General features: G+C 36.4%; 16 protein-coding genes. 6 read left to right on the top strand and 10 right to left on the bottom strand.

Annotated elements, in window-relative coordinates; all coding sequences use genetic code 11:
• Nucleotides 1-51 precede the first annotated feature (51 nt).
• The 8 genes from J4771_RS07900 to J4771_RS07865 all read right to left on the bottom strand — a co-directional run bounded on the left by J4771_RS07900 (nucleotide 52) and on the right by J4771_RS07865 (nucleotide 7688).
• Nucleotides 52-687, bottom strand: coding sequence for a carbonic anhydrase (locus J4771_RS07900; RefSeq protein WP_224134426.1), 636 nt, complete (start codon nucleotides 685-687; stop codon nucleotides 52-54).
• Nucleotides 688-854: 167 nt separating this feature from the next.
• Complete coding sequence (locus tag J4771_RS07895; RefSeq protein WP_224134425.1) at nucleotides 855-2462, bottom strand: SulP family inorganic anion transporter; 1608 nt, start codon at nucleotides 2460-2462, stop codon at nucleotides 855-857.
• A 246-nt stretch (nucleotides 2463-2708) separates the two neighbouring features.
• Nucleotides 2709-3008: a hypothetical protein gene (locus J4771_RS07890; protein ID WP_224134424.1), complete on the bottom strand. Its 300-nt coding sequence runs from the start codon at nucleotides 3006-3008 to the stop codon at nucleotides 2709-2711.
• Nucleotides 3009-3116: 108 nt separating this feature from the next.
• Nucleotides 3117-3797, bottom strand: a complete 681-nt coding sequence (locus tag J4771_RS07885; RefSeq protein ID WP_224134423.1) for a carbonic anhydrase — start codon at nucleotides 3795-3797, stop codon at nucleotides 3117-3119.
• Nucleotides 3798-3955: 158 nt separating this feature from the next.
• Nucleotides 3956-4510, bottom strand: coding sequence for a serine acetyltransferase (locus J4771_RS07880; RefSeq protein WP_224134422.1), 555 nt, complete (start codon nucleotides 4508-4510; stop codon nucleotides 3956-3958).
• A gap of 52 nt (nucleotides 4511-4562) precedes the next feature.
• Nucleotides 4563-5717, bottom strand: coding sequence for a glycosyltransferase (locus J4771_RS07875; protein WP_394369787.1), 1155 nt, complete (start codon nucleotides 5715-5717; stop codon nucleotides 4563-4565).
• Complete coding sequence (locus J4771_RS07870; RefSeq protein ID WP_224134420.1) at nucleotides 5713-6555, bottom strand: glycosyltransferase family 2 protein; 843 nt, start codon at nucleotides 6553-6555, stop codon at nucleotides 5713-5715. Before J4771_RS07870 ends, J4771_RS07875 begins: the two co-directional genes overlap by 5 nt.
• Nucleotides 6555-7688 carry a glycosyltransferase gene (locus J4771_RS07865; protein ID WP_224134419.1) on the bottom strand — a complete coding sequence of 378 codons (1134 nt, stop codon included), beginning with the start codon at nucleotides 7686-7688 and terminating at the stop codon, nucleotides 6555-6557. The genes J4771_RS07870 and J4771_RS07865 overlap by 1 nt, the downstream gene beginning before the upstream one ends.
• A gap of 186 nt (nucleotides 7689-7874) precedes the next feature.
• Between J4771_RS07865 and J4771_RS07860 the strand changes: the two genes are divergently transcribed.
• Genes J4771_RS07860 through J4771_RS07845 form a run of 4 tightly spaced genes read left to right on the top strand, consistent with a single transcriptional unit; the run spans nucleotide 7875 to nucleotide 10787 of the window.
• Entirely contained in the window at nucleotides 7875-8171 is a 297-nt protein-coding gene (locus J4771_RS07860) for a hypothetical protein (protein ID WP_224134418.1), read from the top strand.
• On the top strand, nucleotides 8158-8856 hold the full coding sequence (locus tag J4771_RS07855; protein WP_224134417.1) for an SDR family NAD(P)-dependent oxidoreductase: 699 nt from the start codon (nucleotides 8158-8160) through the stop codon (nucleotides 8854-8856). The genes J4771_RS07860 and J4771_RS07855 overlap by 14 nt, the downstream gene beginning before the upstream one ends.
• Nucleotides 8853-10190 carry an ANL family adenylate-forming protein gene (locus J4771_RS07850; protein ID WP_224134416.1) on the top strand — a complete coding sequence of 446 codons (1338 nt, stop codon included), beginning with the start codon at nucleotides 8853-8855 and terminating at the stop codon, nucleotides 10188-10190. Before J4771_RS07855 ends, J4771_RS07850 begins: the two co-directional genes overlap by 4 nt.
• Before the next feature lie 3 nt (nucleotides 10191-10193).
• On the top strand, nucleotides 10194-10787 hold the full coding sequence (locus J4771_RS07845; RefSeq protein WP_224134415.1) for a DapH/DapD/GlmU-related protein: 594 nt from the start codon (nucleotides 10194-10196) through the stop codon (nucleotides 10785-10787).
• Here the strand turns inward: J4771_RS07845 and J4771_RS07840 are convergent.
• Together J4771_RS07840 and J4771_RS07835 are read right to left on the bottom strand one after the other, a co-directional pair.
• Complete coding sequence (locus J4771_RS07840; protein WP_224134414.1) at nucleotides 10771-11931, bottom strand: glycosyltransferase; 1161 nt, start codon at nucleotides 11929-11931, stop codon at nucleotides 10771-10773. The genes J4771_RS07845 and J4771_RS07840 overlap by 17 nt on opposite strands.
• Before the next feature lies 1 nt (nucleotide 11932).
• Entirely contained in the window at nucleotides 11933-12769 is an 837-nt protein-coding gene (locus J4771_RS07835) for a glycosyltransferase family 2 protein (RefSeq protein ID WP_224134413.1), read from the bottom strand.
• 133 nt (nucleotides 12770-12902) lie between these two features.
• Here J4771_RS07835 and J4771_RS07830 point away from each other — a divergent pair, with 133 nt between their 5' ends.
• Together J4771_RS07830 and J4771_RS07825 are read left to right on the top strand one after the other, a co-directional pair.
• On the top strand, nucleotides 12903-13724 hold the full coding sequence (locus J4771_RS07830; protein ID WP_224134412.1) for a carbohydrate deacetylase: 822 nt from the start codon (nucleotides 12903-12905) through the stop codon (nucleotides 13722-13724).
• Nucleotides 13725-13806: 82 nt separating this feature from the next.
• A complete protein-coding gene (locus J4771_RS07825; RefSeq protein WP_224134411.1) occupies nucleotides 13807-14583 on the top strand; it encodes a class I SAM-dependent methyltransferase in 777 nt (258 codons plus the stop codon).
• Nucleotide 14584: the final 1 nt, after the last annotated feature.

Below are 14584 nucleotides of genomic sequence, written 5' to 3'. Positions count from 1 at the left end.
CGTCTGCAGAATTTTCTGCAGACGCTTTTCAATAAAGAAAAAAGCAATTTTTTATAACCAAGTCACTACACCGCTTTCAACACAGTAATTGGCTCCTACGATTTTTATTTTTCCTTCTTTTTCCATCGTTCGCAACGTAGAACTTTGGTGGCGAATGTCGCTTATTGTTTTCTTGATGTTGCAAACGTTCAGCCGCTCCAACAAATCTTCATTTTTCGAGGAACGTTCTTCACCGTCTTTAATAATATCGTTGATACAATCGTCGAAATGATAAATTAAGTGGTTCAAATTATCCATTCCCAAATCTTCGATTTTCGCGGCATCAAGTCCGCCCTTCAACGCACCACATTTGGAATGTCCGAGAACTACAATCAACTTTGAACCTGCAACATTACAGGCAAATTCCATAGAGCCTAAAATATCTTGGTTGGCAAAATTTCCGGCAATTCTGATGCTGAAAATATCACCCAAACCTTGGTCGAAAATCAACTCAGCAGAAGTTCGGCTGTCGATACAACTTAAAATTGTTGCAAAAGGCCATTGTCCTTCCGTCGTGTCGTTCACCTGCTCCAAAAGGTTTCGGTTTACTTTCAGGTTGTTTACAAATCTTTGGTTTCCTTCCTGCAAAAATGTGAGTGCTTTTTCAGGATTTATCGTGCTTTGGGTTTCTAAAGTGTGTGCTTTCATATTTTTTAAATTTTAAATGTCAAATTTCAGACATCAGATTTTTTTTTAATTTTTGATTATTTTAAAAGACCCTTACCGGATTTGGGTTTGAAAAAATTTAATTTGATATGAAGTAAATATTGATGAAGGTGTTTCATATCTCCGATAAGGCTGAAAAGAGTTCCAAATTACATTGCTCTTCGATGGTTAATCGTAATATGCGAATGTTGGTCGCGTTCGTAATCCTGGTAATTCGTTCGGAAACCAATCAATTGAACCTGAATATCTTCCTCTTTTGCCCGAATATTGGCAAAATCCTGAATCATTTCCAACACGTCGGAAGTAATGTAGGAAGTACCTTTCGCATCAATCGTTACTTTGGAATAGGGCTGAATGTTTTTCAACGTTTTTTTGATGGCGACTTTGTTTAGGAAGGAAACTTCTTCTGCCAATTTCAGCGTAACTTCATCGGCTTCCTCCAATTCTTCTTTGCTGAAATAATAGGCACGTTTCATATTTCCCTGAAGGATAAAGAAAATCGCAATCGCCAGTCCAATTCCTACTCCCGTTAACAAATCGGTAAAAACTACTGCGAGAACCGTCGCCAAAAATGGGATGTACTGAAACAAACCTTTCTTTAAAAAATGCTTGATTTTTTCAGGACTCGCCAATTTGTAGCCTACCAATAAAAGTACGGCAGCCAAAGTTGCGAGCGGAATTAAATTCAATACAAACGGAATCGACAAAACACAAATCAACAATAAAATACCGTGAATAATGGTTGAAATTTTTGAAGTTGCACCTGCATTTGCGTTTGCGGAACTTCTCACAGCTACTGATGTAATAGGCAATCCACCAATAATGGAACTTACCATATTTCCAATTCCCTGTGCTCTTAATTCGAGATTGGTGTCGGTAATTCTGCGCTGATTATCAAGCCTGTCCGATGCTTCGATACATAAAAGTGTTTCGATGGATGCGACGATGGCGATGGTTGCACCAATGACCCAAACTCTCGGATTCAAAAATCCTGCAAAATCGGGAAGCGTTACCAAAGCCGCAAAATCTTCAGCGTTTTGAGGAACCGGAAGCGTTACAAGATGTTGGGAAGTGATGGCTAAAGAAGAACCTGTAATTTTGAAAATTTCATTCATCAAAATCCCTGTCGCAACGGCAACCAACGCTCCGGGAAGCAATTTTAATTTCTTTAAAGTAGGAACTTTATCCCAAGCCAAAAGAATTCCAAGAGAAATCAATGTTATAACAACCGCTCCCGGATGAATTGCGGATAAAACGCCTCCGATATAATTTGAAATATTTTCTAAAGTATAGCCATTTTGGAAAACAACCTCGCTGCTGAAAGAGTCTTTATCATACCCTAATGCGTGAGGAATTTGCTTTAAAATAATGATGACCCCAATTCCCGCCAACATTCCTTCAATAACGGAATTCGGGAAATAATTGGAAATACTTCCCGCTTTCACGAACCCTAAAACCAACTGAATAATTCCGGCAATTAAACCTGCCGTTAAAAACAGTTCGAACGAACCCAATTCGGTGATGGAAGCCAAAACAATCGCCGCCAAACCTGCTGCCGGACCAGAAACTGATATATTTGAATTTGATACCGTACCGATGACAATTCCTCCCACAATTCCGGCAATAATTCCTGATAATGGTGGTGCTCCGGAAGCCAATGCGATACCTAAACATAAAGGGAGTGCCACTAAAAATACGACCATTCCCGATGGGAAATTTTCTTTAATTCCGCCAAATAAATTTTTTGCTTTTTTCATTTTTTGAACAGTTTGAGGCAACTTTTTTTGAAATCAGGCAGATTTGATGCGTTTGCACAGCTTTTTTCAGATTTTGTATGAAAAGCAGTCGTGCGAATGGGGGAACTCCGAAGGAGTCCAACGTTAATCTTAAATGATTTTTCTAAAAAAAATGTTGCTTTTTTTGAAATTAATTTTTAAAAATACATGAATAACTATCTGATTATCATATAATCAGAATAAATTATCGTTACAAAATTTTAAAAATTATGCTTCAGGAGGCGGCGAAAAAATGGAAAGATAAGGCGTAAGATGAATGGAATCATCTGCAAGGAGAAACGCCTCTTTTTTGTGAGAGGTTTCAAAAAATTTGATAAAATCGTGGACATTCAAAGTTTTCGGAATGGTTTTCTCGAAAACCACAAATGAACTTGAAGAATGATTTTCTTCTTCTGAAATAATCATATTGCTTTGCGGTAAATCAATATCCAGCAATGTAGCGATACTCGGTAAAGCCATAAAGTTGATAAAGATGGTGAGAACCAATATGTTCCAGAATTTTTTCACTGATTTCAAATATTTTGAGGCGCAAATATAAAAATCAACTTTCAAAAATCAAAGCCGATTATAGATTTCATCTAAAGTTTAACAAAATTTAATATTTAAAATCTATAATCATTTGAAATTCTTATTGTTTTTTCTGCTCATCACCCAATCGGATTTGGTGAGGTTGTAAATTTTCTGAATGTCTTTCAGAATATTTTCGAAATCAATCTCCAAATCAACAATTTTACCGGTACGCATATCGAAAACCCAACCGTGAACAACGGGATATTCATCCACCAAATATTGTTCCTGTACCACCGCCATTTTGATCACGTTGATGCACTGTTCCTGAACGTTCAATTCTACTAACCGGTCATATCTTTTCTGTTCATCTGCAATCGCGTCAAGCTCAACCTGGTGAAGACGATAAACATCACGAATCGTTCGCAACCAAGGATTCAAAAGCCCTAAATCTTGGGGAGTCATTGCTGCTTTTACGCCCCCACAACCGTAATGTCCGCAAACGATGATGTGTTTCACCTTCAAATGTTCCACCGCGTATTGGATTACTGCGGTAGAACTCATGTCCAAGGTGTTTACCACATTTGCAATATTTCGTGTTACAAAAACTTCGCCTGGTTTCATGCCCATCAATTCTTCGGCAGAAACGCGGCTGTCTGAACATCCAATATAGAGGAAATCAGGAGTTTGTGTTTCAGAGAGGGTTTTAAAGAAATCTTTGTTTTCGGCAAGTTTGGATTCTACCCATTTCTTGTTGTTTTCGAAGATCTTTTCGTAGGATTGTTTCATTTTCTTTTATTTTGGTGCAAGGTACAGTAATTGCAGGTTGCAAGTTGAGCAGATTTAGAACCGAAAGTTCTTTTTATTAAATTTCGTAAATTTTTCTAAAAACTTATACATAGTCAAAAACAATTTGCAACAACTGCATCTTGCAACAAAATTCACTATCAAATTTTATTGTTAATATATCCTTCCGTTGCATTTTCTTTCGGTGTGATTTGTCCAGGATTTCCGATGACGACCGAGTTTGAAGGCACATCGAAACTCACGTAAGCATTTGGTGCAATCAAAACATTGTTGCCAATTTTTATTTTCCCCACAATCACTGCATTTGGACCAATCCATACTTCATCGCCGATTTCGGGAACTCCCTCATTTCTGCCACGATTGGCTTGAGCAATGGTTACACCTTGAGCAATATTGCAGTTTTTGCCAATTTTAGTTTTGGGATTAATGACCAAAGTTCCCCAATGTCCCAGGTAAAAACCTGCGCCGATTTTAGTTTCGGGATAAATTTGGAAACCATATTTGATTTGATGATGTCTTAAAACAAAACGCCAAAAAATTCCTTTCACAGATTTTTTGGAGCTTTCCTGGCATTTTCTCAAAAGATAAATATAGTGCAGATTTGGATTAATGCATTTTGCCCAAATTTCTGCGGTTGAAAGCCATTCTCCGCTTTCTCTGTAAAAATCTTTTTGAATGATTGTTTTTTCTGACATTGGAACAAAGATAATATACAATGACAAAAGAGAAAAGAAAAAGAAAAAAGATTTACAGTTCATCAATGATTTTCATCATTGCATTCACGGAATTTTCTAGATTGAAAGGCATTTCGTAACCCATCAATTTTTCAGAAAATCCATCAAAGCTTTCAGGATTTTTAAGGGCTTTTTTCATACCATGATAAATTCCTTCTTCAGAATTATCTACAATTAATCCGAGTTTACCATCGATCAACATTTCGCGAACGCCCGAAACATCGGTTGCAATTATTTTCTTTTTTAAGGTAATGGCTTCAAACAAAACCGTCGGAAAACCTTCGTAACGAGAACTTAGGACATAAAAATCAGCTTCTTTAAAATAAGGATACGGATTGTCCGTAAAACCAATCATCTTTGCCGTTTCATCAACTCCGAGTTCTGTTTTTAATTTTTTGATGTTTTCAAAATCATAACCATCACCTACAATGATCACTTTATGTTTGAAACCTTCCTCCAACAATTTTTTGTGGACTTTCAATAATCGGTCGAAGCCTTTTTGTGGGAAAACGGTTCCAACCGAAACAAATGTTGGCATATTGCTGATTGCTGATTGCTGATTGCTGATTGCCGATTTTTGAATTATTTCATTGGTGTCCAACGGATTGTAAATCCTCACAATTCTGTTTTTCTCATCATCATCTTTCGCCAAATTTTCAAAATCTTTTTGAATGTGTTCCGAAATGACCATGATTTTATCAAATCCAAAAAACTTCCTAATTTCATCATCTGTATAGTTATGAAACTGCGTTTTCCTTAAATCGTTATGAATCCAAACTATTTTTTTTGATGACTTTAAAGGAGAATTTAAAATTTCATCCCGAAAACCGTGAATGGCGGCAAATTCCAAATCGTATTTTTTCCCTTTTAAAATTTTAGAGTAAAGAATATTCGGAAAAAACTTTAAGATGTTTTGATAAATAACACGATATGCTTTTTGTGGGATATCTTGAGGTCGGTTCGTGGTAATCATTTCACCTTTGTTCAGATATAGAACATTGATCCAGTGCGGAATTTCAGGCAAATATTTTCCGGTGTAAAGATTTAATAATAAGTCGATTTCATATTTGTCTTCTGGTAGATTTTTCAGAAAAGTCACCAGCACTTTTTCTGCGCCGCCGTGACGCAGAGAACCTATTCTGATGAGGATTTTCTTTTTCAATTTAATCAATGACAATGTCGTTTTTAAAAACTTTCATTTTAAGTAAAATCTTATAAATAAAAGGCAAATACAAGATCAAAAATAGTTTGAAAAACTGTAATTTATGTTCTTTAAAACTATTCAAAACATATTCATTTACAGATTTTAAAGTGATTTCCTGGTGAGCGTTGAACTGTTTTTTTCCAGTTTCCAACACTTGGTTTCGAATGGTTCTGCTGCTGTCTTTTTGCGACAAACTTTTTCCGTCGTTGATTCTCCTCCACAGAAAAAGCGGTTCTTTCATGTAGTGAAACTTAAATCCCGCTGCGGAAACTCTCGCCCAAAAATCCCAATCTTCCGAAACTTTAAAATTCTCATTAAAATTTTGAACTTTTTCTAAAACAGATCTTCTGAATACGGAAGTCGTGTGAGGCTGAATTTCAAGATAAATATGCCTGAAACTTGAAAATTTTCCAGGTTGGTATTGGTAATCCATATCGCCGAAAATCTTCCAATCTCCGTACGCAACCGAATAATCCGAATGTTCTTTTAAGAATTTTATATAGCCGTTAATTGAGGGCAACAAAATATCGTCCGCATCTAAACAAAGAATGAAATCTCCAACAGCATTCTTCAAACCTAAATTTCTTGCTGAAGATGCGCCGCCATTTTCCTTATGAAGAATTTTTGCATTTTTTAAATCGATCTGATGCAAAAACTGAAGGGTATTTTCATCAGTTGAACCGTCATTAATGAAAATCAATTCATAAGAATATCTAATTTTTGAATCGTCAATACTTTTCAAGCATTCCTCCAAATATTTTTGGGGAGTGTTGTAAACGGGAATGACGATTGATAAATCCATTACAGCAGCTTTTTCCATTCTTTTTGAGTAAATTCTTTTCGCCAGTTTTGCGCATCCTCGAAAGAAGATTTCATGAGGTTTTCCAACACTTCGGGATTTTGAGTTAGAAGTTCCAGCTTTTCCTGAAACATTTTTTTATCATGTAGCGGAATCAAAAATCCGTTTTTTTCGTTAACGATATCCGACGGTCCGTAATTGCAGTCATAAGCGATAATTGCGTTGCTGGAAAACATCGCTTCCAACAAAACCATTCCGAAAGCTTCGACGGTGGAGGTGAGACAGGAAATTTTAGAACGCGCCATCATTCGGTAAACATCGTCGCTGCTTCCGATTCCCATCAATCTTATTCGTTCGGAAAGATTGTTTTCATCAATAAATTTTTGAAGCTTTTCTTTTTCCCTGCCTTGTCCCATGATTTCAACTTTCCAATTTTCGGGGATTTTGCTTGCTTTGAAAATTTGCAGAAATTCCATTACGTTTTTTTCGGGATCAAGCCGACAAATCATCGAAATGAGGTTTTCTTTTTCTGAAGCTGTAATCAATTTTTTTCTTTCCAACGCATCATCGATCGGGTTAAAAATAAGGTGGGTATTTGGATTAAGGTTTTTGTAATGTTGAAGTCCGCCTTCGTTAATGCAAACGATTCCCTTCAGATTTTTGTAATATTTCCTTAAAGTTTTATACCACAGAAGCCCTCCTGTTTTATAACTGATGTGTTCCCACGCAATTGTTTTTTTGTTGATTTCATCTTTCAGCGAAAGCATCGTGGCAAGTTTGTACCAACACGCAACGATTGTTTTATAATGATGGTGATTTTCTGTAATCCACTCATTCAAAACCTGATAAGAAGCTAAATCATACAGATAGGAATACACATTGTGTGATTTTGGAATCTTTTTGTATTTCTTGGCAATAGTGGAGCCTAATCTCGCATATTGATTCCCAAACGAATTGATGTAATGTTTTTTTATCTTTGGATGAATCGGGTAAAAATCATCGTGGGGTGCCATCAAAAAAAGAATCTCGATGTCAAAACCTTGCTCTGCAAGTTCCCACGTGAGACTGCTCAAAACTTTGGAAACGCCGTTCGGCTTTATGTTTTGGTAATAAACAAATAGAATTTTTTTCGACATTCGATGTGTTTTTCCTCTTAGAAAGAATTCCCCAAAAAATAAAGAATCATTCTTACGATTATTTTACAAACTTAAGAATTTTTTGGCGGCATCCATTACCGTTACCTAGATTTGAATTTAATTTTCGAGTTTCTTTATTGAGAAGGATTAAAGGATTAATTGCTATTTTTGCACAAAATATAAGTTTTGGAAAAAGATACAGTAAAGAAAATTGTTTTAGAAACCATTGCAGAGTTTTGCGACAACAACGGAATCGAAGTTGAAGACGAGATTACTTCTGAAAGTCGATTGATTGGTAAGAGCGGACTTTTTGATTCCATGGATTTGGTCAATTTTTTAGTTGATTTAGAGGAAGTTCTGGAAGATACTTTCGACAAAGGTTTTACGCTTTCCGATGAAAGAGCAATGTCCAGAAGTCACAGTCCGTTCATGAATGCCGAGGAATTAACCAAGTTTATTCTGGAACTCGATGGAGAAGAATAAAACCATTTTCATTACGGGAAACCGAAAAGGAATCGGGCTTCACCTCACGAAATATTATCTTGAAAAAGGTTTTAATGTTCTAGGTTGCAGCCGCGGAAATTCCGAAATTCAGCATCCAAATTACGAACATTTCATTTGCGACGTGACCGATGAAAATTCGGTAAAAGAAACCGTTCGACAGGCGAAGAAAAGATTCGGAACAATTGATATTCTGATTAATAACGCGGGAATTGCTTCTTTAAATCATTCTATTTTAACTCCAGGTTCAACCGTAAAAAAAGTTTTTGAGACTAATTTTTTCGGCAGTTTTTTCTTTGCCCGGGAATGTGCGAAAGTGATGAAAAACCACGGCGGAAGAATCGTGAATTTTTCCACTGTTGCCGTTCCGATGAACTTGGATGGCGAGATGATTTACGCTTCATCTAAATCTGCGGTGGAGAAAATGACGAAAATTATGGCGAAAGAATTGGCTTCCTTCAATATTACGGTAAATGCAGTTGGTCCGTCGCCGATTTATACGGATTTAATTAAAGTCGTTCCCAAAGATAAAATTCAGGAATTGCTGGATAAACAGGCGATTCATCGATTGGGAACTTTCGAGGATTTGGAAAATGTGATTGATTTCTTTATTTCAGATAAAAGCGATTTTATTACGGGACAGATAATTTATTTGGGAGGATTATGACCATCAGTCAGTTAAAAGCTTACGAAGGAAATTGCATTATCGAAAAAGGTGAGCAATTTTCGTATGCGGATTTGGTTCAAAAAATTGAAGATTATCAAAACAAACTTTCTTCTGAAATTGAAAAAGGTGATGTAATTTGCATTAAATCCGATTACAGCTTCAAAAGTATTGCAAGTTTTTTGGCTTTAATGGAACTTCCGTGCATCATCGTTCCGATTGTTCCGACAACCGATTCCGAAATGAAAAGCAAATTGAAAGCGTCTTTGGTAAATAAAATCATCAGTTTCAATAACGAAGAAATCCAGATTGAAACGATTACCGAAACGTTAGAACTCCCTAAAAACTATTCTGAAATTACCGACAAAAATCAATCGGGATTGGTTCTTTTTTCCAGCGGAACAACAGGCGAACCGAAAGTAATGGTTCATAATTTAACAGAACTCGCCGAAAGTTTCGCACAACCAAAGAAAACAAGAAACCTAAATTTTTTGTTGTTTTTAATGTTCGACCATATTGGCGGAATCAATACACTTTTGAACTGTTTGAACAACGGTTCTGCAATTACGCTCCCCGAGAATCGAAATCCAGAATATATTTTAGATTTAATTCAAACTCAGAAAGTTCAGATTCTTCCCACGAGTCCCACGTTTTTGAATTTAATGTTGATGAATGAAAACTTTGCGGATTATGATTTATCATCCTTAAAAATGATTACCTACGGAACAGAAAGAATGCCGCAAACGCTTTTGAACAAGCTGAAAGAAAGAATTCCTTCCGTGAAATTTCTTCAAACTTTCGGAACCAGCGAAACGGGAATTTTAAGGACTGAAAGCAAATCTTCGACAAGTTTATTCTTCAAAATTGTGGATCCCGATTATCAGTTTAAAATTGAAGACGGACAACTTTTTTTAAAATCGAAAACCCAGGTTAAAGGATATTTGAACCATAAAAGCGACCAATTTACAGATGAAGGTTGGTTTGCAACAGGCGATTTGGTGGAAACCGATGAAGATGGCTACATGAAAATCATCGGCAGAATGAACAAAGTCATCAATGTGGGCGGACAAAAAGTGTTGCCGAAAGAAGTGGAAGATGTCATCAATGAAATCCCCGATGTTTTGGATTCCACAGTTTTTGCGAGAGACAATGCAATTACGGGTCAAATGGTGGTTGCAGAAGTGGTGATTTCCGAGGAAAGTGATGAGAAGGGAATCAAAAAACTGGTTCTCGCAAAATGCCGTTTGGAACTCGATAAATACAAAGTTCCGAGCAAAATTATACTGACCAATAAATTAGAATCCACGAACCGATTCAAAAAAGGAAACAAAATTTAAGCTATGTATTTTTTCTACCGACTTGCACTCGCTTTTTTTACGCTTTGGGAAAAACTCTATATGAAGGTGTACATCAAAGTTTGCGAACTTCAGGGAATGAAGCTGGGAAAAGGCGTGAAGATTTTCGAACGTGTTTATTTTGGTTCAGAACCGTTTCTCATCGAAATTGGCGACCAAACCCAAATTGCGGGCGGAACCCGTTTTGTGAATCACGGTGGAACAACCATGACTTTGCGCCGAATTCCAGGATTTGAAGATGTGCGAATTTTTGGGAGAATTAAAGTAGGAAAAAACTGTACGATCGGTTCCAATTGCGTCATTCAGCAAGATGTGGAAATTGGCGACAACTGCATTTTGGGATCGAGTTCGGTTCTTACGCATTCAATGCCCGATAATTCTGTGTTTTCTGGAAATCCTGCGCGCTTCGTTTGTTCAGTGGAACAATATGCGGAATCACTTTTAGACCAAAACACAATGTATCCTCGAGAATTAGAAAAAGATAAAACCGCTCTAAATCAATGGTTGAAAGAAAATCTTCCTCACGAATATAAAAAGACGAAGGTTTATAAAAGCAAGCGAACTACTTCAGAAGATTGACGAAAATCTCTTCCACTTCATCAAAAATTTTCTTGTTATCAAACTGTTTTTCAATAGCTATTAGGTTTTCGCGGAGGTCTGAAACCAATTTTTCGTTGGTTAGAAACTCTTTCATTGCAACGTAAATTTCATTGGTGTCGTAATCAATTAAATAGCCAGTTTTTCGGTCTTCTATCATCGATTCTACATCGCCTACTTTTGTCGCAATAATTGGTTTTTGCAAAATTAAAGCTTCTGCAATAACTAAAGGCCATGCTTCAGATTCCGAGGGCATGATGAAGAAATCTGCATTCTTGATGAAAGGATACGGATTCATCTGATTTCCAGCAAAGACAAATGATTTTTCAACGCCCAAATTCTTTTGCTGTTCCAAAAGATTCGGCAATTCTTCGCCGTCACCGATGATGATGACCGTATGTTGAAAACCTTCGTTCAGCAATTTTTTGTGCGCGTCCATCAATTTGTGGTAACCTTTTCTGGTGTGAAGTCGGCCAACGGAAACGAAAATTTTGCTTTCAGCATTCGGCAATAGGAAATCAGCATTGGCTTTTTGTTTGATTTCCTCAATGGGAATCGCGTTGATGATCACGCTTTCTGTGGGATAATTTAGATTCGGGTAATGTTCGTGCATTAAATTTTTGATTTTTTCCGAACAGTAAATCATGTAGTGAAACTGTGGAAAATGCTCCAAAATTTTTGGAACCAAAGGTTGCAATTTCGGCACTTGAATTTCCGAGTGAAACCAGCCCACTTTCTTTGAATTTCTATTTGATGAATTCAGAACGGGTTCAAAATCGTTGTAGGTCATTCCGATTTCGATGTCGTAGTTTTCCTTCAAATATTCTCTGTCAACGATTTCAGGATTTTTCCGAAGTTTTTCTAATTTCTGCCGTCTCTGGAACAGTTGAATTTTTTGGATGATTTTATTTTTGGAAAAATCCTCTTTCCCATCGGTCAAATAAACTTTTCTCACATGCGAAGGAAATTCGTCTCGAAGTTCGCCCTGATTTAAGTTTAGACAAACCGTCATCTCGAATTTTTCCCGGTCGAGGTTATTCATCAAGCTCAGCATCACTTTTTCCACGCCGCCCATTTCCATGGAGCGGTGGCGGAAAAGGATTTTTATTTTTTTCTCTTCAGACATCTTAAAAAACTTGTTGAAAAATAACCTTCAGCTTCTTTAAAACCCGATGTGGAAATGAATTTTGATATTCAAGTAAATCAAATATTTCCCGCGAATTTTTATACGTTTCCGGAACTTTCTTTCCTTTGATCGTCTTTAAATTTCTCCGCTTCATTGCAAGAAAAATGGCTTTAGAAAAATATTCATAGGATTTCTGCTTGTTGTCGTTTTGTGAAATTCCACCTGCATGCGCCCGATAAAGATAATCGGTTTGATCAATAAAATATACGTTGCCTTTTTCGTACATTTTAAAGTACAAATCTTGATCTTCCGCAATTTTCAAATCTGGATTCATCTTTTCACAGGTCTCATAAACCGCTTTTTTGAAACCTACGAAAGGCGCAATTTGAACGGGACAGTTAAACCAGTTCATATTACCATTAGGAACCTGCATTGCAGCTTTAAATTCTGAAATTGGCTTCAAGTTTACATCACATTTCGCCAAGCGAGAATAGGTGAGAACTGCGTCCTTTTTTTTCTGAAAAACTTGGATGGATGCGCTCACTGCATTGGGCAGAATGGCATCATCTGGATCCAGATATCCGCAAATTTCGCCTTCTGCAAGTTCAATTAACTTTCCTTTTGTAAAACCAACACCTTCATTTTTTTCATTTTCATACCAACGAAAACGGGAATCATTTTGGATTATATTTTTGATCACTTCAACAGAATTATCAGTTGAGGCATCATCCAAAATCACGACCTCCCAATTTTGATAGGTTTGTTGCAAGATGCTTTTATAGCAGTCCTGAAAAAACTTACCGTTGTTGTAATTCGCAATGAGGATGGAGAATTTCATTAAATGGTCTTATTTGCTAAATTTGCACAAATATAACCGCTTTTTTAAAAATAGATTTTATGGGTTAATTTTGGGCCCGTTTTAGGGTTTCTTACCGAATAGATTTCTGAAATTAGCTTAGCCTGACTTTTTCATGGAAAAAAAAATAATTATTAATGCCGATGATTTGGGGTTTTCTTTAGGAGTAAACCAGGCAATCCTCAAAGCGAATACTGATGGATATTTAACGCATGCAAGTTTGATGGCGAATACCGAATATTTTGAGGACGCAATTCAACTCGTCCCAAAGTTCAAAGATTTAAAAATTGGGGTGCACGTTACCTTAACCTGCGGAAAAGCGATTTTTAAAGAAAACGTTCTCGCCAAAAACGGAAAACTTGATTGGACTTTCGTAAAATTACTTTTTTTAAAAAAAACTCCAAAAGTGCTTAAGTCTTTAGAAGAAGAGATCGAACACCAAATCCTGAAAATCAAAGAAAGCGGAATTAAAATATCACATATTGATGGGCATGAGCACGTACACATAATTCCCTCCATCAATAAAATCGTTCGTAAACTCGCAGAAAAACATAAGATAGAACGGGTTCGGGAAATTAATGAAAATCTTTTTGAAAGTATTAAATTCAACGGTTCTACAACCAATTTAAGCAATGTGGTGAAATTGTTACTTTTGAAAACGCTTTCTCTTTTCAATCAGGACGATAAAAATGTAGGTTTTTACTGCATGTTAAATACTTGCGACATTAGAACAGGTAACCTGTTCAAGTTTTTGAAAGAAAGCAAAAGTTATGATGTTGTTGAAATTATGCTCCATCCAAGTATAAGAAATATCGACAGTGAATCGTATTTAAAAACATTGGATCCCAGATTTGTATCTTTTTTTAATGATGATTCGCGTACCACCGAGTTTGAATTATGTTTTGACAAGCAATTTGAAGATTATCAAAGATTGTAAAACTGTCAATTATTCAATATAAACAGTAAAATTCTAGCTTTAAATCAAAAGACTTTGTTATTTTTGCGACAAATAAAACACAGTGAGCGAATTTTTAAGGGTTGCCAAAACTTTTACAGCCTATCTTCGAAGACCGGATCTTTATCCCGAATTAGGCAGAAAAATCATCAAGAATATTTTTAACAGAAAAAGCGCATTCAAGGGAAAGGAAAAAACATTGAGCTGGGCTTCCTCAAAAGCGGTTTCGCAATCAGAAGCGATTTACAAACTTTTTGGGATGAATGCGAAATCGTTTGAAGAATTATTTCCAACTGAATTAAAAACCGCACAACAGAAAGAAAGGGAATGTCCCATTAAAATGGGTGGAGCGGGAGCTTTGGAACTTATTTATTATTCCTGTGAATTTACCAACGCACAGAATGTTTTGGAAACTGGTGTCGCTTATGGTTGGTCTTCGTTTGCAGCACTGCTTTCGTTGCATCAAAGAAACGGGAATTTATACAGTTCCGACATGCCGTATTTAGGTCAGGATGGTGATGAGTTTGTAGGTTATATCGTTCCAAATAATATAAAAATGAATTGGAAGCTTTTCCGGTTTGCTGATCGGGAATCACTGCCGAAGATTTTCAAGGAGAATGAAATTTTTGATGTGGTGCACTATGATTCAGACAAAGCCTATGAAGGAATGAGTTGGGCATATCATCAACTTTTCTCCCATTTAAGAAATGGCGGTGTTTTTATCAGCGACGATATTAACGATAATTCCGCATTTCAAGATTTTTGCGAAAAAATGAAGATCGATCCTACGATTGTAGATTTCGAGGGTAAATTTGTGGGGATTTTCATCAAGAACCAGTAGA

Source organism: Candidatus Kaistella beijingensis (genome assembly GCF_020084865.1).
GTDB lineage: Bacteria > Bacteroidota > Bacteroidia > Flavobacteriales > Weeksellaceae > Kaistella > Kaistella beijingensis.
Note: the sequence above shows the minus strand (reverse complement) of the source record. Positions and strands in the feature narration are given on the sequence as shown.

Coding starts and splice junctions, on each gene's coding strand:
- J4771_RS07900 (WP_224134426.1), bottom strand. CDS start 687: ATGAAAGCACACACTTTAGAAACCCAAAGCACGATAAATCCTGAAAAA.
- J4771_RS07895 (WP_224134425.1), bottom strand. CDS start 2,462: ATGAAAAAAGCAAAAAATTTATTTGGCGGAATTAAAGAAAATTTCCCA.
- J4771_RS07885 (WP_224134423.1), bottom strand. CDS start 3,797: ATGAAACAATCCTACGAAAAGATCTTCGAAAACAACAAGAAATGGGTA.
- J4771_RS07880 (WP_224134422.1), bottom strand. CDS start 4,510: ATGTCAGAAAAAACAATCATTCAAAAAGATTTTTACAGAGAAAGCGGA.
- J4771_RS07870 (WP_224134420.1), bottom strand. CDS start 6,555: ATGGATTTATCAATCGTCATTCCCGTTTACAACACTCCCCAAAAATAT.
- J4771_RS07865 (WP_224134419.1), bottom strand. CDS start 7,688: ATGTCGAAAAAAATTCTATTTGTTTATTACCAAAACATAAAGCCGAAC.
- J4771_RS07855 (WP_224134417.1), top strand. CDS start 8,158: ATGGAGAAGAATAAAACCATTTTCATTACGGGAAACCGAAAAGGAATC.
- J4771_RS07850 (WP_224134416.1), top strand. CDS start 8,853: ATGACCATCAGTCAGTTAAAAGCTTACGAAGGAAATTGCATTATCGAA.
- J4771_RS07845 (WP_224134415.1), top strand. CDS start 10,194: ATGTATTTTTTCTACCGACTTGCACTCGCTTTTTTTACGCTTTGGGAA.
- J4771_RS07840 (WP_224134414.1), bottom strand. CDS start 11,931: ATGTCTGAAGAGAAAAAAATAAAAATCCTTTTCCGCCACCGCTCCATG.
- J4771_RS07835 (WP_224134413.1), bottom strand. CDS start 12,769: ATGAAATTCTCCATCCTCATTGCGAATTACAACAACGGTAAGTTTTTT.
- J4771_RS07830 (WP_224134412.1), top strand. CDS start 12,903: ATGGAAAAAAAAATAATTATTAATGCCGATGATTTGGGGTTTTCTTTA.